Source organism: Cobetia sp. BL01 (assembly GCF_056493605.1).
In genome coordinates this window covers 14,973-34,442 of record NZ_JBVBEE010000012.1, presented here as the reverse complement: position 1 = coordinate 34,442, position 19,470 = coordinate 14,973, and the positions used below count along the sequence as shown (strand labels likewise).

Genomic DNA, 19,470 nt, shown 5'->3' with positions numbered 1-19,470 from the left:
CCCGTTCTCTTGTCGTTGCCTGGTATCTCTTGCGCTGCGTTGCGTGGCTGTCTGCGGCGCGAGAGGCCTTACAGGAAGGGGATCATCGGCAGTACCACGTCATCCAGCAATCCCGTCGGATAGTGCAGATTCATGGCCGCCTGCATCCCGAGCAGGAAGACCGCGACGCCCAGGGCGAAGAGTCCCGCGAACGCCGCTGACTTGCGTGCGACGATGAGCTGGAAGCCCAGACAGAACAGCACGGCAGTGGAGACGAAGCCCAGCAGTGCGCTGACGCCGATCAGCACGAAGAAGCCGAGTACCACACCCACTGCCTTGAAGGCCGGTTGCTGGACGCGAATCATGCCGCGACGCCAGCCGTTGAAGACCACGGCAATCACCGAGACCAGCGTGATGAAGGCGGCCAGGGTCGGGAAGGCCTTGCCGAGTGGCATCAAATCCTTGACGTCGTAGAGCGCCCAGAGGCCGGCGAGCCCCATCAGGCCCAGCAGCAGGAAGTCGACGCCACCGAAACCGCGTGATTCCAGCACATCCTCTTCCGGGGACGGCGCGCTCTCGACCACTTCATGGGTCTGGCGGCGACGCATGATCGCCTTGCGGATCACCGGCAGGAAGAAGGCCAGCAGGATCAGGCCGAGGATGATCAGCACGCCCGGACGCAGGAAGGCTTCGGCGCCGTGGAACTGCATGCTCTGGTAGAAGTAGTTCTCGGCACCCGGTGCCAGCACGAAGCCGATCAGGAAGGCCGGACGCGACCAGCCTGCCGTCTTGAACAGCACGCCCAGCATGCCGATCATGCCCAGCGCGGCCCAGTCACCCAGCGAGCGACTGGCCTGATAGGCGGCGAACAGGATCAGCACGGTGATGGCCGGCGCCAGAATGGCGAAGGGCACACGTGTCAGCTGCGCGACCGGACGCGCCAGCATCAGACACAGGCCCGCGCCCAGGATATTGGCCAGCGCCAAAGACCAGATGATGGTGTAGGTCATGTCCAGATTGGTGGTGATCATCGACACGCCCGGCTCCAGGCCCAGCAGCAGCAGCCCCCCCAGGAAGACGGCGGCCGTCCCGGAGCCCGGCACCCCGAACAGCAGGGTCGGCACCATGGCACCACAGGCGCAGGCATTGTTGGCGGACTCCGGCGCGATGACGCCGCGGATGTCGCCCTTGCCGAACTGGCTCGGGTCCTTGGCGGTCTTGACCGCGAAACCGTAGGTGATCCAGTCGACCACGGAACCCGCCAGACCCGGAATGGTGCCGATCAGGCTGCCGATCCCGGCGCAGCGCGCGACCAGCCACCTGTTCTTGACCACATCCTTGATGCCGGCAGACCAGCCCTTGCCCAGGTCGGTGTTGCCGTCCTTGGCGATGCTGCCACGTCCCAGCAGCAGCTCGACGATCTCCGGCAGGGCGAAGATGCCCAGGCCCAGCACGATCAGCGGCACCCCGTCGTAGAGATAATCGATATCCAGATTCATGCGGTACTCGCCGGTCGCCGGCGCGGCGCCGATGGCACCGACCAGCAGGCCAAGACCACAGGCCGCCGTGCCCTTGAACAGGTTCTTGCCGGACAGCACCGCCACCATCGTCAGACCCAGCAGCGTCAACACGAACAGCTCTGCTGACGAGAAGGCCAGCACCAGCGGTCGCGCGACGAGGATGAAGCCGGTCAGAATGATGGCGCCGATCACGCCCCCACACAGGGAGGACAGGAAGGCACTGGTCAGCGCGCGCGCCGCCTGGCCTTTCTTGGCCAGCGGGAAGCCATCCAGCACCGTGGCCTGTGACGCGCTGGAGCCGGGAATGCCCATCAGCACCGAGGCGAAGGTATCGCCGGTCGGGATGACCGCGACCATGCCCATCAGCATGCCCAGTGCATAACCGGGGTCGAGCCCGTAGAGGAAGGGCAGCAGTAGCGCCATGCCGGCGATGCCGCCCAGGCCGGGGATGATGCCGACCAGCAGGCCGACGAAGATGCCGATCATCATGAACAGCAGATGCGTCAGCGTGAAGACGTGTCCAATGCTGGACAGGAGGGTGTCGATCATGGCGTTGCTCAACCTCTTGTTCTTCTCTGGTGCTTCTTGCGCTCTCCAGCGTCATGGCGCTGGAGAGCGTCAGCGGGCTTCAACGAGATTGCAGGCGAATACCGTGTCGTTCCATCAGCCAGTGCTTGACCCATTCGTGCTGGGTTTCGCTCAGTTGCATGGCGTCTTGCAACTGCGCCGCTGCGGCCTTGCCGACCATCAGGCCATAAGGACCGACCTTCACCGCCGCTTCCTTGAGGAACTCGGGGTCCTTGGCCATGTCACGTGCCGCCTGACGGTATTGCTCCAGCAGTGCTGGATCGACACCCTTCGGCACCAGCAGCATCTTCTGCATGGCGTAACCGGAGGCGAAGAACTTGTGGAAGATCTGATATGCCTCGTCATCGCGTGAATGGCCTTCCTGCGCCAGATACAGCTCGGAGAAGGTCGGCAGGTCCGGGAAGGACGGGTCGCGCTCGATGTGGCCTTCGTCATCCATCACGCCGAGGCTGAACAGCGGCACGGCCTGGCCGGCGTCGACCAGCGGCGTGACGTTGCTCCTGTAGGCGGAGGTGGTCTGGAAATCGAGGGCGACTTCGCCACGCTCGAAGGCCAGGCGACCTTCACCACGGCTCTTCATGCCGAAGACCGGATCAACCTGGAAGTCGAGCAGATCGAACGCCATCAGCACCGGCATCTCGAGCCCGGTCGGGTTCTGGCCGGCGAACTTCACCTTCTGGGAGGCGAGGGCCTTGAGTGCACTGGCGCTGTCCTTGCCCAGCGAGCTTGAGGCATAGACGACACCGCCTGTCGGGGCGGCGAGGATCGGTTCCCAGTCGGCATAGTCGTAACGCACGCGGCGATCACGCAGCATGGCCGGATACTGGGTAGAGGCCGAGGTGACGACCATCTCGTCGCCGTCATCGCCGGCACGCTTGCTGAACAGATTGACGCCGGTGATGGAACCGCCCCCCGGCACGTTGTCGATGACGACAGCCGGGTTGCCCGGCAGGTCCTTGGTCACCCAGTTGGACATGAAGCGTGCCCAGACATCGGTGCCGCCCCCGACCCCGAAGGGCACGGTCCAGGTCAGGGTGTCAGGGATTTCCGCCTCGGCGTGCACGGCGGAAGACAGCGGCAGAAGGCCCATGACGGGCAGCATGACGGCCAGGGCGGTGGTGCGGGCATGGCGCTTGAGGGCATGGCGTTTGGGCGTAGACACGATGAGGGACATGGTCTGACTCCTGATTATTGTTGGAATGCGTTGTCAATCAGTGATGCGCTAACTGCATGGCGGCGCAGAGAGGTCATTTCATTTCAATCAAATGCATTGTAAATCAATCTTCTGCAGTGCTTTCGTCGCGCTTGTCGAGGCGTTGTCGGTGCTGAGACACATGCGATCGTGAAAGCCTGGCGATCCTGCACGCGCGCGGACTGCGCTCAGGCGAGTTCAGGCATTTCCAGCGAGTCCGGGAGGTTCAAGAACACCTCGCCACTCATGATCTTGCGTGCCGTGCGCAGCAGGGACACACGGCTGGGGGTCATCGGGTCGTCATCGGCGTGTTCGACCTCGACGTCCAGGAACCCGGCCGGGTGTTCGAGCTTCACCTTCTCCGCCAGAGTCCCCGGTGTCAGCGTGCCGGCGGCCAGCGCCACGCGGTTGGCCAGAGTGCCGGGGAGACTGGTCGCGACGGCCAGCGTGATGGCCCCCGTGACGGCTAGTGCGCCATGGCAGCGGTGCGGCACGAAGTAGCGTGCGCACAGGGTGCCACCCTCGGTGCGCGGAGCGGAGAGAATCACCGGCTTGGGCAGCACCGAGTCACTGACGTCGCCCATGCCCATCAATTCCCCCGCCTTGAGGCGAATCTTCTCGAGGCGTGCCATCGCGTCACGGTTGGCGTCCATCTCGGCGGGCGCTTCGTTGCCTGCCCAGCCCAGACTTGCCGCTTCGATCAGTACCACCGGCGTGGCGGAGTCGAGGCAGGTCACCTCCACGCCCTCGATCACGTCGATGACCTGACCGCTGGGCAGCAGCTTGCCGGTCTTGGCACCGACAGCGCCCAGAAAGCCCAGCTTGATGGCACTGCCGGCGCCGGGCACACCACTGATGCGCGTGTCGCCCTGGTAGGCGACGCGACCATCGGGTGTCGGGACCTGGCTGTCGATCAGGGTGCCGGTGTTGAGGTTGTGAATCCGCAGACGGGTCAGGTCACCCTTTGCCGGGATCATGCCGGTCTCGATGGCATAGGGGCCGACCGCGGCCAGCATGTTGCCGCAGTTCGGCGAGAAATCGACCTTGTCGCCTTCCACATCGACCTGGGCGAACAGATAGTCGATATCCGCTTCAGGATGCGTGGAGGGGCCGACAAGGGCGACCTTGCTGGTCAACGAATTGCCGCCGCCCAGCCCATCGATCTGCAATGCGTGGCCGGAGCCCATGACCTGGCGCAGGACTTCGCGACGGCCGTCGTCATCGGCGGGGAGGTGATCCAGACGCAGGAAGGGGCCCCGAGAGGTACCGCCACGTAGGATCATGCAAGGAAGTGAATGCATCATGTTGGAACGCGCTCCTGTCTGTTTGCGCCTTTCTGAAGCATCACAGCTGATGATCTATGCATCAAATGCAAATAAAAACTATACTGTCACCGTTACGCGCATTAATCCGAATAATGAATCAATAGGATATTTGCATGCATAGATTGGAGTTTCTGGATCTGTCGGCATTTGTCGAAGTGGCCGAGAATCATTCCTTCAATGAAGCGGCGGAGCGACTGCACATCTCGCAGCCGGCCCTGTCGCGCCGTATCCAGAAACTGGAGGAAGTGCTCGGTGCAAAAGTGCTGGAGCGTACGACACGGAGAAGCCGACTGACGCCAATTGGACGTGATTTCCTGCCAAAAGCCCGCAAGTTGCTCGAAGATTGCGAATCCTCTCTGGTGGGCGTTCGCGAGCTGGCCACCCATCGCAAGGGGGTGCTGACCATCGCCTGCCTGCCCACGGCAGCCTTCTACTTCCTGCCCAGCGTGGTGCGCGAGTTCAACACCGCCTACCCCGGCATCCGGATTCGCATCCTGGATGTCAGTGCCAATGAAGGGGTCGAAAGGGTGGTCTCGGGGGAGGCAGACTTTGGTATCAACATGGTCAGTGCCCACCATCCGGCAGTGGATTTCACCTCCATCTATCGTGATCCCTTCGTGTTGGCACTGCGTCGCGACCATCCGCTTGCACAGAAAAAGCGCGTCGAGTGGAGCGATCTGGATGATGTGCGCCTGATCACCGTCTCCCGCGACAGCGGCAACCGCATTCTGCTCGACAACACCCTGCTGTCCGCCGGATTGCATCTGGACGGCTTCTACGAGGTCCAGCATCTCTCGACCTCGCTGGGGCTGGTCGAGAGCGGGCTTGGCGTCGCCATCCTGCCGTCGATGGCGATGCCCGGGCCGGAGCACGAGGTGCTGTGTCAGCGTGAGCTGCCCGAGCCACGCATTGACCGCACCATTGGCCTGTTGCGGCGTCGCGGTGAGTCGCTGTCACCGATCGCGGAGCTGTTCATCGAGATTCTGCTCAAGCGCTGGAACTGACCACACGCAAGGGAAGGGCCCATGAGTGTCAGGTGTGCAGGGGCTGGCCAGATCAGGCTCAATATATGAGGTGTTTATGTATAAGTTTTTTGTGTTTCACTAAAGGAACAGGTCACGGCCAGCATGTTCGACGGCGTGGCCGATGACAGCGTCTCGATGTCGCGGGATCAGCCTGATGGCGCAGGTCGGTGAGGGACTTGCTCCCACCTCCTGCCGTCAGGCCATTGATGACGTGGATACCTGCCCAACACAAGGATGCACATGCCCATGAGTACCCGCATAGCCACTCACGCCACCTCCCGTCAGACAGCCCTTGCGCTGGGCCTGGCGCTCGGGCTTGGCAGCGCGCTGCCTGTCAGCGCAGATGAGCCGATGGCAACCGATGACACTGGCAAGCGCGCGCCGCAGGGCGAGCACACGCTCAAGCATGAGCAGCTGGCCAGTCTGGTCGAGCAGGGGCAGGAGACACTGGCGGCAGACTTCAACGGTTTCCTCAAGCAGGTCGCGGAACGCAATCAGGAAGACCGCGCGGTTTCCGGCGCCATTGACCACTATCTGGCCGGCGAGTCGCTGGAGGGGGATGACTTCGTCAACGTCTATCGCCTGCTGGGGGTCTACAACCGACTGCAGTATGGCGATGACGTCCAGGAGCTGCTCAAGGAAATGGTCGCGATCCCGACCTTCAAGGTCGGTGAGAAACCCCAGCATGAAAACCCCGAGATCTCGCGTTTCGGGGAGTTGATCAAGGACAAGGCCGAGGCATTCGGCTTGACGTTCCGCAACGTGGATGACCGTGTCTTCGAGGTGGAGCTCAAGGGGACGGGTGAGGATGTGTTCGGCATTCTCACCCACGGGGATGTGGTGCCGGCGGACCAGGAGGGCTGGACGCTTGAGGATGGCACCCACCTGGATCCGTTCGAGGTCACCGAGATCGATGGCAAGCTGTACGGGCGTGGCACCGAGGATGACAAGGCCTCCATCGCCGCGGCGCTGTATGCCATGAAGTCTCTCAAGGAGAACGCGGTGCCGGTCAAGCGCACCATTCGCCTGATGATCGAGACAACGGAAGAGACCGGTGGTGACGGCTTCGCCTATTACAAGGCGCACAACGCGCTGCCCGAATACAACATCGTGCTGGACAGCGGCTATCCGGCAATCACCGCCGAGAATGGCTTCGGCACCATCGATGCACGCTTCCCGCTGGCACGCGAGACACAGACGGGGCAGGCGGCGGATGGCCTGCCGGCGATCACTTCCTTCAAGGGGGGACTTGCGACCAACCAGATTCCCGAGCGCTCCGTCGCCACCTTGCACGCCAGTGATGCCGCGGGTGCCAAGGCGCTCAACCACAAGCTGGAAGCGCTTGGCAGCCGTTACGTCAACGAGCACGGCAAGGATTTCAGCGTCGCCAGTGAAGTGAAGGGCGAGGACGTCATCGTCACGGTGACGGGCAAGTCGGCCCACTCATCGGCACCGGCCAATGGCGTGAATCCGGTGACACGACTGGCGGGACTGCTGGCCACCTCCGGTATCGATTTCCAGGACAGTGCCTATGAAGATGCCGTGCACTACCTGAATGACAATTACGGACTGGATTATCACGGCAAGCTGCTGGGCATTGCCTACTCCCATGATTTCATGGGGCCACTCAAGGTGACGCCGACCTATCTGGAGAAGGAAGACGACGCGCTGCGTGTCGCGGTCAACGTGCGGGCTCCGGCGGGCGAGAAGTCGCCTGAGGAACTCAGCCAGGTGATCAAGGAAAAGCTCACAGCCTATGCCAGGGAGCAGGGCATGGACGTGGCGCTGAACGTCGAGATTCGCGACTGGATGCTGCGTGACCCCAGCGGTGCCTGGCTTCAGACGCTGCTCAACATCTTCGGCGATACCACGGGACTCGATGCCGAACCGCGTTCCTCGGCGGGGAGCACGACCGCCAAGCTGCTGCCCAATGCGATCAACTTCGGGCCGTCGATGCCGGGCGAGACCTATACCGGACATACCTCTGAAGAGTTCAAGCGAGTCGACAATCTGCTGCTGGACATCCAGATGTTCACCGAGATGATGGCCCGCATCGGCAATCAGGATTCTCTCAAGTAATCGGGTGAGTTCGCGGGGCCGCCGTCATGTGAATCGCCTTTTGCATGGCGTATTGAAATAGCCCTGGAAATTGCCTCTTGCCTGGGTGACAGGCATCACATGCCAACGCCCGCCAACGCCCCTGATGAAGGGGTAGTGGCGGGCGTTGTCGTCTGTGAAGGTCGCCGGTCAGCCAGTGCGGCCGCGCGATCTCACCTCGGGCGGTAGGGCTCGGCGGGGTGCGCGGTCGGGTAGGCGTCCATATAGGCGGTGGCTGCTTTCAGGAGATGGACGTCAGCGTGCCTGGCGCCTGCCAGCTGAAAGCCGACCGGCAGCCCCTGCGAGGTGAATCCGCAGGGGACCGAGGCGGCGGGTTGGCCGCTCAGATTGAAGGGGTACGAGAACGGCGCCCATTCCTCCCAGTCGTGCCATTGGCTGGCGGGCGGCACCTGATGATTCAGGGCGAAGGGGAGGACGGCGACGCTCGGCGTCAGCAGCAGAGGGTAGTCCTGATGGAAGCGCTCAAGCTGCTGGGTGAGCCGGTGCCTGGCCTCGAAGGCCTCGAACAACTCCAGCGAGGTCCAGTCGCGGGCACGCATGGCATTCTCGACCAGGCCGGGGTCGAGCTGTTCGCGCTGGCGGGCATCGCAGCCCTCCCAGACCCCTAGCGACGCGGTGAACCAGATCTTGCGAAACATCTCGAGGCTTGAGTCGATGGGGGGATCGACCTCCACGATCTCGGCGCCAAGCCCTGCCAGACGCTCTGCGGCGCGTGCTACCCGACTGGCGATCTCGGGGTCGACATCGGCCTGCCCGAGGCGCGGGGAGTAGGCGATCCGCAGTCCTGTCAGTGGCGTGCCGATCTCCACGCCCCAATCCTCGGGTTGTCCGCGGGTGGCGTAGGGGTCCTGTGCATCATGACGGCCGATGACATTGAGCATGGCGGCGGCGTCGCGCGGGCTGCGGGTGAGCGGCCCGATACTGGACAGGGACGCGGCCTGGGCGGGAGGCCACTGGGCTGTCCAGCCGAAGGTGGGCTTGAAGCCGAAGACACCACTGAAGGCGGCGGGAATGCGAATTGACCCGCCGGAATCCCCGCCCTGATGCAGGACTCCCAGGTTCAGGGCGGCGGCGGTGGCCGCACCCCCTGAAGAGCCGCCCGGGGTCAGCGCGGTATTCCAGGCATTGCCGGTGGCGCCATGCACGCGGTTGTCGGTGACGGCTTTCCAGCCGAACTCGGGGGTATTGGTCTTGCCCAGCAGAATCGCGCCTGCCTCGCGCAGGCGCCGCACCGGAGGGGCGTCCTGCTGACAGGGCGTGGCTGCCGTGGTGAGCGAGCCCTCGCGCGCCGGCATGCCGGCGACATCGGTGAGATCCTTCAGCGAGGTCGGGATGCCATCGAGCGGGCTCAGGGGCTTGCCCGCCTGCCAGCGCTGTCTGGCGTGATGCGCCTCCTCCAACGCCGTGTCATGCGCGACATGCACGTAGGCGTTGACCGCCGGATTGAGTCGCTCGATACGGGCGAGTACTGCCTGTGTCACTTGCAGCGGGTCGAACTCGCCACGTTGATAGCCGCGCGACAGCTGCTCGGCGTCCAGGGTGGTCAGGTCATCCTGGGCGGAATGTGGCGTCAGGTCGTGGGGGAATTCGGCGTCGGGCATGGCGGCTCTCCTGCGGGTGAACGGGGCCTATCGATGGATGGCATATGGCGCTTGCATGGACGAGCGGTACGCTGTGGCTGGCGCATCGCTGACAAGACGTGGCCTGTTGTTCATGGCCTTGGGTCAGCGGGGAGAAACTCAAGGCTTGTCGAGGCTTGAAAAGCTCGCGGGAGAGCCGCATGGCGGTGAATGAGCATGACAGCGAGTCACCGCGTCAGGCTCGCTGGCGCCGATCATGGCGCATGAAATTCATCCAGAGTGACGGGAGGAGAGTCATGCCAGCCAAGTCCAGAGCACAGCAGATGGCAGCAGGAGCGGCGTTGGCCGCGCGCCGGGGAGAGCAGAAGGCGAGCGAGCTGGAGGGCGCGGCGCGTTCGATGTACGACTCCATGAGCGAGGAGGAACTCGAGAAGATGGCCTCCACCTCACGCGAGGGAAAACCGCGGCACGACAACCAGAGCGACGATTAGCACGACGACCAGAGCGACAACCAGCACGACCGCCATGATCGAGGCGGTGCCGAGAAGAAGCCACCCCGAGTGGTTTGCTCAGATGACAGTGCGCCCGGCAATTGCCGGGCGCACTGTCATGAGTGCTGTCATGAGTCGCGTCATTCGCGGTCGAGAGAGGGTCAGCGCTGGTCGTCCAGGCTCTCGTGAGGCGGCTGATGCGACTCGCTGTCAGGTGGTGTCGGGCCGCCATTGGCCTTCGGACTAACCTTGGGCATCGCGATATCCGCACGCTTGCTGCGCCGCTCCTCGGTGCTGATGCCCAGGCGTTCATCGCGGCGCTTCATCAGCTCCTCGTCGATCTGGCCGTCACGGGTGAAGGCCATCATCAGTTGCGGAATCCCGTAGGGGAAGTCGTCGCGGTCGATCTGCCAGGTGTGGAAGGTCTTGCCGTAGGTCGTGACCAGATCCTCGAAGTAATTGCGCTCGGCCAGTTCCGGGATGCCCGGAGCGACCAGAATGCCGGAATTCACCTCATAGTGATGGCTGTGCCAGAGCGGCTTCTCTTCTTCGGGGAGTCGCTTGTAACGTTCGGCGCTGATGATGTACTCGATCCCGATCAGACGTGCGTCGCTGCGGTTGGAATCGAAGATGACGCACTGGTGGAGATCATGTTCCAAGTGGATACAGAAATGACTGGCTTCCACCTGGCGGCCCATGTCATCGGCGTAATGGTGAAAGCCGTTGAGGTAGGTGTTCATCGCTTCCATCGGGTACTTGCGCTGCATGACCTGCGAGGCCGCGTCCAGCACCTGGTGCTTGAGCGGATGGCCACTGCTGACCTTGCGAGCACTGTTCAGACGGCGTCCCAGAAAGAAGGCGGTCGCCGCGGCCGCGCCAGCGAGCAGGCCAGTGCCGAAGCCGCGCGTGGAGTGTGAGGCGTGATGGCATGGGGTGGACGTACGAGGATGCATACTTCCTCCTGCGTGGTCGTCTCGAGTAAGTGAGAATCCCTGTCACACCTTATCATTGCAGTGCATCTTGCTTGGCGCGGTCAAGGGATGCGCGATGGTGATGTTCGAAACACGGCAATTCGTGCTCAAGGATTGCCTTGTGTCGCTTCCGCCCTCATAAATGTGAGAATGCTGATTGTCATGGCGTCATCGTTGCCCTGACAAGCCACTCGGGTGACAGGCCGATGCCATGCACCTCCCTTTGATTGCCTGGAGATTGAATGAAACAGTTGATATTTGATTGTGACGGAGTCCTGGTCGATAGCGAGATCATTGCCGACGGCGTGCTCAAGGAGAAGCTGCCGCTGTGGCTGCCGGATCTCGGCACGAGCGAGCAGATCGAGCATGAGCTGGATCGCTGCCTGGGGATGATGACGCGTGACATCCTGGTGGACCTGGAAGGCCGCAGTCAGCATCGCCTGCCGGCCGATGCCCTGGAGCAGGTTCGTCTGGAGGTGGATCAGCGTCTCGCCAATGGCCTCGAGGCCATGCCGGGCGTGGTGAAGACGCTCGAGTGGATTCGCGATCAGCGCCTGCCTCTGGCGGTGGTGTCCAACAGCTCCGCCTCACGCATGAAGATCAATCTCGAGAGCTCGGGACTGCGTGGCATTCTGGACGAGATCGCCGCGGCCAATGGCGACCGCGAACTGCCGATCTTCACCTCCGATGATGTCATCAACCCCAAGCCGGCGCCCGACCTCTATCTGCTCGCCCTCAAGACGCTGGGTCGTTCCGCCGAGGAATGCCTGGTGGTGGAGGATAGCCGCACGGGAATGCAGGCAGCCGTGGCTGCGGGTCTCAAGGTCGTGGGGCATCTGGGAGCCAGCCACATTCCGCCGGGCCACGCCGAGGTGCTGCGGGATACCGGCGCCTGGCAGCTCATCAAGCATTGGGAGGAATTCCCCGAACGCTGCCGGGAGGCAGGCCACCAGGTGCAGGAGCCGGCATGACACGATGCCGTCCGAGGTGAACCACCGACATCATGAACCCGCAGGACGGCACTGGCTGGCTGTTGTAACATCGCGGGAGTGCCGTCATCGAAAAAGCGTCACAAGGGTGTCGCCACAGCGCCGCAAGCCGCTGTGCCTGACATCGTCGCGTGTCGAGATGCCGGCAGTCCTGTCCATTCATCGCTCCCTCGTGGCTTCTGGAGCTACCTCTTCGTCTTTCGGAAATCGTGATGATCAACGCCTTCATTGCCAGTGATACCTTTGAAAACAAGGGCTATTGGCTGCGCAAGCGTGTCCCTTGGTTCAGTCGTCGCTACGACGCCCATTACGGCATTGACCAGCTTGAGCCCGGCACCCCTCGGCATCAGCAAGCCTCTGCGGCGCTTGAGCATCTGCGCGCCGCGTGCGAATGCCAGACGAGCGGACACCAGACGAGTGAAGAGCAGCAGGGCGTCGAGAAGATCATCTGGATGTATTGGCACGCCCCGCTACAAGAGGCGCCGGAAGTGGTGCAGTTGAGCGTGGCATCCTGGCAGAGACAGAATCCGGATCACGAAGTGCGCCTGTTGAACGCTGACAATCTCGAGCAGGTGCTGGGCGTGGACCTCATGGCGGCGTTCGAGCTATCCACCGTCAGGCTGTCGATGGCGATGAAGACGGATGTTCTCAGACTCTATCTGTTGAGTCGCTTCGGTGGCATCTGGGCGGATGCCACGACGTTCTGCCTGGCGCCGCTCGAGACATGGTTGCCCGGCGCCACCGCCAGACATGGCGTCTTCACCTTCCGTCAGCACAAGGCGCCCAGCCGGCCCGTGGAAGCCTGGTTTATCGCTGCCCGGCAAGGGTCCCCGGTGGTCACGCGGGTTCTGGCACTGTTCGTGGAGCATCTGTTCCTGCCACGCCAGACGGCCGTGTTCGTGTCCAATCGTGCCAAGAATCACGCGAAGCTGGGGATCGGACGTCAGCATCCCACGCTGCTGTATGCCGATTTCGTTCGGGACGCGGAGCGCCACGGTTTCATGCCGTATTTCTCGGTGGGCTACTTCTTCAACGAGAGCCTGCGTCAGTACTACACCCCCTCTCTGATCGAGGCGTTCATGGCGCTGGACAACCGCTTCGCCAGCAATGGTGCACCGTTCGAGGTGTTCGAGACGGCCGTGGTCTCCAAGCAGACCTACAAGCGAGACTATGAGCACCGTGAGTTGTTCAAGGCACGCAAGGCCCACCTGCTGGCGCTGCTGGAAAGGCATCCCGAGACTGCGCCAGAAGCGGCCGAGGTCTGAGCCTGGCCAGTGTCCATCCTTCGGTGTCTATCCCTGGGTGTCGACAGATGAGGTCAGCGGCGTCGGCGGGAGGGTGATGCGAGCGTGACGCAAGAAAGCAAGACGACAAGACAGGCCCCCGGAGTCTCTCCGGGGGCCTGTCTTGTCGTGGGACGTAGCAGTGGGAGCTGGCAGCAGGAGCTGGTGGCAGAAGGGCGTGCTTGCCGGAGAGCCCCACAAAGCCTGCGAGGGGTTGGGCGTGTCATCGCTAGCGAAAGCAGATCCGCGTTCCCCAGGCCAGCAATTCCTCCTGAGTGAGGGAGCGCGACACCATGCCGATCATCTCATCCCCCCACTGATCCGCCCAGGTCAGCACGCCGTGACTGATGCCCCGCGATCTCATCAGATCCCGTATCTCTCCCGTGCCCTTGAACCACAGGGCCTTGCCATCAAGGCGAGTCAGATCGGAAATGCCGTGGCAGTGGTGAATGCGCACCTTGTAGATGCCATCCAATGACATGACCTCGACGACCGGCACCATGCCCTGTTGCAGGGCGCGCGACAGGGAGTCGAGCGTCATGCTGGCCTCAGCCTGCCGCTCGGCAGGTGAGCTGACATGCAGCGTGTCAGGGGGCGTTATAGGGAGGGTGGCAGTCTCGGTATTCGCCGTGTGGCGCGAGGCGGGGGCTTGAACAGGCATCGGGGATTCTCTCCGTGGCAGGTCATCTTTCTATCACTTGTGTACAAGTAATGTAGAAGTCTTTCGGCGTGCTCGCCAATGCCTGTCAGGAGCCGCCTGCCAAAAACCGGCTGTCCTGAGCTAGCTGTCATGAATCATCTGGCAAGCTTCGCCTGCCATGAATTCTCACACCGCTTTCCGATATCAGGATGATACCCGTCATCTGCCTGCCCCTTGGCGCACCCAGCGCCGGCCAGACGCAAGTTTTCCGTCGCTGGCCCTTGAAGTTCTGGGGAATCAGAGTCATGTCTACAAGGCACTGCGAATATTCGTTGGCGATAGCGCTACTCGTTTCTCGCTGGTGCGCGATCCACCTCACCGCTGTCACAGCTAACAGGGAGTAGCGATATATGACATCTGGAGGAAAGCGCGTATTCAGCGCGTCAGTCATCATCATTCTGGGTCTGGTCGCGTTGGGGGCTGGATTCCCCACCCGTTTCGGTGAATTGGCTGATCAGGCGCTAGGCGCCGTGACCAGCATGTTCGGCTGGTTCTATCTGATTTCCGTCTTTGGTTTCGTGATCTTTCTGGTCAGCCTCGCGCTGAGCAAATACGGCAAGATCCGCCTCGGGCCGCAGGATTGTCGGCCTTCCTACAGCTTCTTTTCCTGGGTCAGCATGCTGTTGGCGGCGGGGTTCGGGGTCGGGCTGGTGTTCTACGGCATGGCAGAGCCCATGCAGCACTATCTGAAGCCTCCCTTCGGTGACATGCCGGGGGAGACGCCTGAGTCCGCGCGCTACGCCATCCAATATGCCTTCTTCAACTGGGGCGTCCATCAGTGGGCCGCCTTCTCGGTCGTCGGGCTGATCATCGCCTATTTCCAGTTCAGGAAAGGGCAGGCGGGGCTGGTCTCCTCGGTGCTGTCGTCCGTGACGGCCAAGCACCCCAAGGTGCGCCGCTACGGGCCAGTTCTGGATGTCTTCGCGGTGGTGGCCACCGTGATGGGGGTCGCGACGTCGCTGGGGCTTGGTGTGTTGCAGATGAATGGTGGTCTGCACTTCGTCTTCGGAGTGGAGGAGAGCTGGCAGTGGCAGTTCATCATCATGGGGGTGATGTTCTGTGCCTACATGGCCTCGACCTGGTCCGGGCTCGACAAGGGCATCAAGCGACTGTCCAACCTCAACATGAGCATCTGCATCGCGCTGATGCTCTATGTGCTGTTCACCGGGCCGACGCTGGACATCCTCAAGACGATCACGCTGGGGATCGGCGATTATCTGCAGAACTTCATCGGCATGAGTCTGCGCATGTCGCCCTATGACGGCAATGACTGGAACAGTTCCTGGACCGTCTTCTACTGGGCATGGGTCATCGCCTGGTCACCCTTTGTCGGTACATTCGTGGCGCGTGTCTCGCGGGGACGTACCATCAAGGAATATGTGGTGGGCGTGCTGATCGTGCCGCCGCTGCTGGCCTGTCTGTGGATCGGTGTCTTCGGTGGCGCGGCGCTCAACATGGAGCTGGGTGGTGATGTCGGACTGGCTGCCGCAACGGATGCCAACATCACGTCCGCGCTGTTCGAGATGTTCGATCTGATGCCCTTCAGCAATGTGCTGTCCGTTGTCGCGATATTGCTGATCTTCGTGTTCCTGGTGACGTCGGCGGATTCGGCTTCCTATATCGTGGCGCAGATGACGGACGCCGGCTCGATCAACCCGCCGCTCTACAAGCGTGTGGTCTGGGGCGTGCTGATCGCGGCCATCTGTCTGACGCTGATCTCGACGGGCGGTCTCAAGGGCCTGCAGTCGGCCTCGGTCCTCTCGGCCTTGCCCTTCACCTTCATTCTTTACGGAATGATCGTGGTGCTGGTGAAGGAGCTGCGTGCAGACCGCCGCCAGATGCTCAGCCAGCTCTATCGCCGTCATGGCGAGACACCGGTCGGTGCGGATGTCTTCGAGGCTGATAGCCTGGCCGAGGAAGACCGCATCCGTCGTGCGCCGGACGTCAAGAATCGCCGAGTGAACCCGCGCGATCATCATTGAGCCGAGCCCGTGCTCTGACAGCAAGACGCCGCTCACATGTCATGTGGGCGGCGTCTTGCGTGGGGCAGGAGGGTGGGGCGTGGTGGGGAAATCCCCTTTCGGTCAACGCCTGGCGACCTCGGCCAGTATCTCGTAGCTCTTCAGACGGTCCGCGTGGTCATAGAAGTCCGAGTTGAACATCAATTCGTCCGCCTGCGTCACTTCCAGCAAGTGCTCGAGTTCGCGGCGAATGCGCTCAGGCCCACCGATGATGGCGGCTGCCAGATTCTGGCCGACCATGGCTTTTTCCCGCGCTGACCAGTCCAGCGTCTCGCGGGGTGGGAGGGCGCGCGTGCTCTCGCCGCGGATCAGGTTGAGGAACTTCTGTTGCTGGGTGCTGGCCAGGAAGTGGGCGCGTTCATCACTCTCGGCGGCGATCAACGGCAGGCCGAGCATCACGTAGGGCGCGTCCAGCACCTCGGAGGGCGTGAAGTTCTCACGATAGAGCCGGATGGCCTCCAGCATGTAGCCGGGCGCGAACTGGCCGGCGAAGGCGAAGGGCAGTCCCTTCTCGGCCGCCAGGCGTGCACTGAAATCACTCGACCCCAACAGCCACAGGGGCACATGAGTGCCCTGACCCGGCATGGCCTTGACGCGCTGGGCGGGGGAAGCCTCGCCCAGGTACTGCTCAAGCTCGGCCAGCCGCTGAGGGAAGTCGTGCACGCCGGCGGAGGGATCGCGGCGCATCGCCTGCATGGTGATGCCATCGGAGCCCGGCGCTCGCCCGAGTCCCAGATCGATGCGGTCAGGATAGAGCGTGGCCAGGGTGCCGAACTGCTCGGCCACCACCAGAGGGGGATGGTTGGGCAGCATGATGCCGCCGGAGCCGACTCTCAGACGTGATGTCTTGCCGGCGACATGGCCGATCAGCACTGATGTCGCGGCACTGGCGATCCCATCGATGTTGTGATGCTCGGCCAGCCACAGGCGATGAAAGCCCAGCGCTTCGACATGCTGGGCGAGGCTGACGCTATTGTGGAAGGTTTCGGCAACACTGCCGGTGTCTCGGATGGGGGCAAGGTCCAGCACCGAGAGCGGTATCCTGCCCAGTCGTGAGGTGGATGCTGTCGTCATGTTCGCTCCTGAAATCGCGTTGCCGTGCAGAGGCAGCCAGAGAATCGCGGCCCATCAGGGTGCGTCTGACCGCTCTGCTGGATTGCGCCCAGCATAGTGGACAGGCGAGTGTCTGGCAGCGCCTCATCCTTCATTTCACTGTTTCTGATATGGCATGCATGGGAGATGTCTCGGGCATGCCGGGAGCCGAGCACGGCGACGAGGGACTCGAGCCACGAAGAGGAGACATGTCATGGACAGACCGCAACGCAAGGCAGGACGCAAGGGCCGGTGGGTCACGCTGATGTGCCTGGCAGTCATCCTGCTGGGCGTCGCGCTTCAGCGGTACATCCTCGTGCTGTCACGCTGGATACCCGCGCATCATCTGCCGTGGACGCCTCTGCAGCTGGGTGACCCGCCCGGCATGCTGACCGGCTGGAAGCTCTCACGACTCGACGATGACCCGGCCGCCTGTCGCGCCTTTCTCGAGCGGGAAGCCCCGCAACGGGTGACCTTTCTGCCAGATCGCCCCAGTGACAGTGGCTGTGGGCTCATCAACAGCGTGCGCATGCATGCCGTGCCCGGGGACACGGACAAGGGGCAGGGCGTTCGCTTCAACCAGTCCTTCATCGCCAGCTGTCCATTGGCCGTGAGCTGGTTGCGTTTCGAGCGCCATGGCCTGCAGACGGCGGCGCAGGAGGTGATGGGGAGTAGGGTGACGCAGGTGACCCATCTGGGGAGCTATGCCTGTCGCAATATCTATGGGCGGGAGAACGCACGTCGCAGTGAGCATGCCACCGCAGATGCGCTGGATGTCTCAGGCTTCACGCTGGCGGATGGGCGTCAGGTCCGCCTGCCACGCGACTGGACGGCACCAGAGGATGAGGATGCCCCGGGGCGTTTCCTGCGCGCCGTGCAGGACGCTGCCTGCGAGAGCTTCGGCACCGTGCTGGGGCCAGATTACAACGCGGCACATCGTGATCATTTCCATCTCGGCACACGGGGCTGGCGATTCTGCCGGTGATTCCTCACGGAGTCTGAGCGGCGCTTTCCAAGCCGACCAACATTGATCGAAAAAGGCACTGATGCGACTCGCACAGTGCCTTTTTCATGCCTGATGTCTACGCCATTTCCGGTGTGACATGGCGCGACACATTGGTTTGCAGTTGAAACTCTCTGAATCCATTAGTCTTCATGGCGTGGGCAGACGATGCAGATGACAGTCTGACGGTGGCCACGAATTGTCGGACAGGAAAGCGACGCTGACGCAGATATCCTCACTGGAGATTCTCAGATGAAAAAGACAACCAAGAAGTCCCAGGCAGGTTTCGTGATGACGACCGAGTTGGTGTTGATTCTCTCGGTGATGGTCATCGGTATGGTGGTAGGACTTGTCACCATGCGAGATTCATTGACGGCGGAAATGGAGGATGTGGCAGAAGCTATCGGCCAGCTTGATCAATCCTATGCATTTGATGGTCTGGTCAACGCGGAAGGTACGGCATTCTTGGAAGGTTCGGGCTTCATTGACAGTACCGATACCAATGCCGGTGACGAAGTCACCTTTGATTTCGTGGCGGTCGACTTCACCGAGTCCGGCGCTGCAAATGGCTCCGGGCCAAGTACGGGTGGCGCTGCGGATGATGCGGCAAGTGCCAGCAGCTTCACTCCGTAATCGACATCGTCACGGGTCGGGTATCAGCGTCAGGATGCCCGGCCCGCCCGCCCGCCCGCCATGCCTTAACTGAATATCGGAGGATGCCATGAACATTCGTCTCAATGGCAGCATGACGATCGCCATGGTCGTTTTCCTGATATCCACCTCGATGGCAAGCCTGTTGGGGTATCGACAGTACGAGCGTGTGGGGGCTGAAGAGGTGCTGGTGGCCAACGATCTCATCGCTCGGGGTCAGATCGTCACCCCTCAGATGCTGGAACTCAAGATGATGAAGGATGTGGCAGGAGGGTTGCAGGACATGAGCATGGCAATCGGCAAGGTCATGACGCGCAATCGTCTGCCGGGGGATGTCATCCAGCCCCAGGATCTCCAGCCGGTGAAACGTCAAAGTCTCTCGCACTACATTCCTGAGGACAGAGTACTTTTCTCGCTCCCCATGGCGAGTCATTCCTTCCCCGTCTCACAGATAAAACCCAGTGATACCTTCGATGTCATCGGTAGCCTGAACGGGCGAGTCCGTGTCATCGCACAGCAGGTTCGCCTGATGGGTACCATGAACAATCCGCAGCCTTCTCCGGTGGAGAGTGGCCCCCTGTCATCGCTGTCACCCCAGGCCATCGGCAAGTCTTCCAGTCAGACCTCCGGCCTGGTCATCGCGGCTCTTCCTGAGGACATCTTCCGGCTTGCAAGTCTGGGCGCCCAGGAAAGAGTGTCATTGGTATTGCATGGCAAGGAGGTCAAGCATCGCTTGCCAATCGCACCTGCCGTTCAGACGCGTCAAATCGAGATCTTCCAGGGATTGCAGCGTCGAAGCGTGGACATAACGCTGTAGGATTTCCGCTGGTGGAGACAGGGCCTTTTCCTCATCTGATGCCCGACGATTCGTGAAAGGAATACCGAAAACGTCTTTCTTGGATCAGCGGTCTCGGCGTGATCCTCGAGATCAGCCTTACCCCG

The 19,470-nt window shown here is 62.2% G+C and carries 16 protein-coding genes; 9 read left to right on the top strand and 7 right to left on the bottom strand.

Going from position 1 to position 19,470, the window contains the following annotated elements:
- Positions 1 to 68: 68 nt before the first annotated feature.
- The 3 genes from ACZYGA_RS15935 to ACZYGA_RS15925 form a co-directional block, all read right to left on the bottom strand.
- The gene (locus ACZYGA_RS15935) at positions 69 to 2,048 is read right to left on the bottom strand and encodes a tripartite tricarboxylate transporter permease (RefSeq protein ID WP_479399576.1); all 1,980 of its coding nucleotides are present in this window, start codon (positions 2,046 to 2,048) and stop codon (positions 69 to 71) included.
- 79 nt (positions 2,049 to 2,127) lie between these two features.
- Positions 2,128 to 3,261 carry a Bug family tripartite tricarboxylate transporter substrate binding protein gene (locus tag ACZYGA_RS15930; RefSeq protein WP_479399575.1) on the bottom strand — a complete coding sequence of 378 codons (1,134 nt, stop codon included), beginning with the start codon at positions 3,259 to 3,261 and terminating at the stop codon, positions 2,128 to 2,130.
- Positions 3,262 to 3,467: 206 nt separating this feature from the next.
- On the bottom strand, positions 3,468 to 4,583 hold the full coding sequence (locus tag ACZYGA_RS15925; protein WP_479399574.1) for a 4-oxalomesaconate tautomerase: 1,116 nt from the start codon (positions 4,581 to 4,583) through the stop codon (positions 3,468 to 3,470).
- Positions 4,584 to 4,717: 134 nt separating this feature from the next.
- Between ACZYGA_RS15925 and ACZYGA_RS15920 the strand changes: the two genes are divergently transcribed.
- Both ACZYGA_RS15920 and ACZYGA_RS15915 read left to right on the top strand, forming a co-directional pair.
- Complete coding sequence (locus ACZYGA_RS15920; RefSeq protein WP_479399572.1) at positions 4,718 to 5,608, top strand: LysR family transcriptional regulator; 891 nt, start codon at positions 4,718 to 4,720, stop codon at positions 5,606 to 5,608.
- Between the two features lie 267 nt (positions 5,609 to 5,875).
- A complete protein-coding gene (locus ACZYGA_RS15915) occupies positions 5,876 to 7,708 on the top strand; it encodes a dipeptidase (protein ID WP_479399570.1) in 1,833 nt (610 codons plus the stop codon).
- Between the two features lie 191 nt (positions 7,709 to 7,899).
- On the opposite strand, the gene ACZYGA_RS15910 is transcribed toward ACZYGA_RS15915, so the two are convergent.
- Positions 7,900 to 9,348 carry an amidase gene (locus tag ACZYGA_RS15910; RefSeq protein WP_479399569.1) on the bottom strand — a complete coding sequence of 483 codons (1,449 nt, stop codon included), beginning with the start codon at positions 9,346 to 9,348 and terminating at the stop codon, positions 7,900 to 7,902.
- A 275-nt stretch (positions 9,349 to 9,623) separates the two neighbouring features.
- Between ACZYGA_RS15910 and ACZYGA_RS15905 the strand changes: the two genes are divergently transcribed.
- A complete protein-coding gene (locus tag ACZYGA_RS15905) occupies positions 9,624 to 9,818 on the top strand; it encodes a DUF3008 family protein (RefSeq protein ID WP_077371330.1) in 195 nt (64 codons plus the stop codon).
- Between the two features lie 161 nt (positions 9,819 to 9,979).
- On the opposite strand, the gene ACZYGA_RS15900 is transcribed toward ACZYGA_RS15905, so the two are convergent.
- Entirely contained in the window at positions 9,980 to 10,771 is a 792-nt protein-coding gene (locus ACZYGA_RS15900) for an OBAP family protein (protein WP_479399567.1), read from the bottom strand.
- 260 nt (positions 10,772 to 11,031) lie between these two features.
- Here ACZYGA_RS15900 and ACZYGA_RS15895 point away from each other — a divergent pair, with 260 nt between their 5' ends.
- A complete protein-coding gene (locus tag ACZYGA_RS15895) occupies positions 11,032 to 11,760 on the top strand; it encodes an HAD family hydrolase (RefSeq protein WP_176494099.1) in 729 nt (242 codons plus the stop codon).
- A gap of 230 nt (positions 11,761 to 11,990) precedes the next feature.
- Positions 11,991 to 13,043 carry a capsular polysaccharide synthesis protein gene (locus tag ACZYGA_RS15890; RefSeq protein ID WP_479399565.1) on the top strand — a complete coding sequence of 351 codons (1,053 nt, stop codon included), beginning with the start codon at positions 11,991 to 11,993 and terminating at the stop codon, positions 13,041 to 13,043.
- A 247-nt stretch (positions 13,044 to 13,290) separates the two neighbouring features.
- Here ACZYGA_RS15890 and ACZYGA_RS15885 read toward each other — a convergent pair whose 3' ends face one another.
- Positions 13,291 to 13,722 (bottom strand): hypothetical protein, encoded by a 432-nt coding sequence (locus ACZYGA_RS15885; protein ID WP_341541964.1) that lies wholly within the window; start codon positions 13,720 to 13,722, stop codon positions 13,291 to 13,293.
- A 389-nt stretch (positions 13,723 to 14,111) separates the two neighbouring features.
- On the opposite strand from ACZYGA_RS15885, the gene ACZYGA_RS15880 reads away from it, so the two are divergent.
- Entirely contained in the window at positions 14,112 to 15,743 is a 1,632-nt protein-coding gene (locus tag ACZYGA_RS15880) for a BCCT family transporter (RefSeq protein ID WP_077371258.1), read from the top strand.
- A gap of 102 nt (positions 15,744 to 15,845) precedes the next feature.
- Here the strand turns inward: ACZYGA_RS15880 and ACZYGA_RS15875 are convergent, their stop codons facing one another.
- Positions 15,846 to 16,856, bottom strand: a complete 1,011-nt coding sequence (locus ACZYGA_RS15875; RefSeq protein WP_479399563.1) for an LLM class flavin-dependent oxidoreductase — start codon at positions 16,854 to 16,856, stop codon at positions 15,846 to 15,848.
- A gap of 232 nt (positions 16,857 to 17,088) precedes the next feature.
- Between ACZYGA_RS15875 and ACZYGA_RS15870 the strand changes: the two genes are divergently transcribed.
- The 3 genes from ACZYGA_RS15870 (at position 17,089) to ACZYGA_RS15860 (ending at position 19,345) form a co-directional block, all read left to right on the top strand.
- On the top strand, positions 17,089 to 17,859 hold the full coding sequence (locus ACZYGA_RS15870; RefSeq protein WP_479399562.1) for an extensin-like domain-containing protein: 771 nt from the start codon (positions 17,089 to 17,091) through the stop codon (positions 17,857 to 17,859).
- Positions 17,860 to 18,129: 270 nt separating this feature from the next.
- Complete coding sequence (locus ACZYGA_RS15865; protein ID WP_084208465.1) at positions 18,130 to 18,510, top strand: hypothetical protein; 381 nt, start codon at positions 18,130 to 18,132, stop codon at positions 18,508 to 18,510.
- A gap of 88 nt (positions 18,511 to 18,598) precedes the next feature.
- On the top strand, positions 18,599 to 19,345 hold the full coding sequence (locus ACZYGA_RS15860; RefSeq protein ID WP_479399560.1) for an SAF domain-containing protein: 747 nt from the start codon (positions 18,599 to 18,601) through the stop codon (positions 19,343 to 19,345).
- The last annotated feature ends 125 nt before the right edge of the window (positions 19,346 to 19,470 follow it).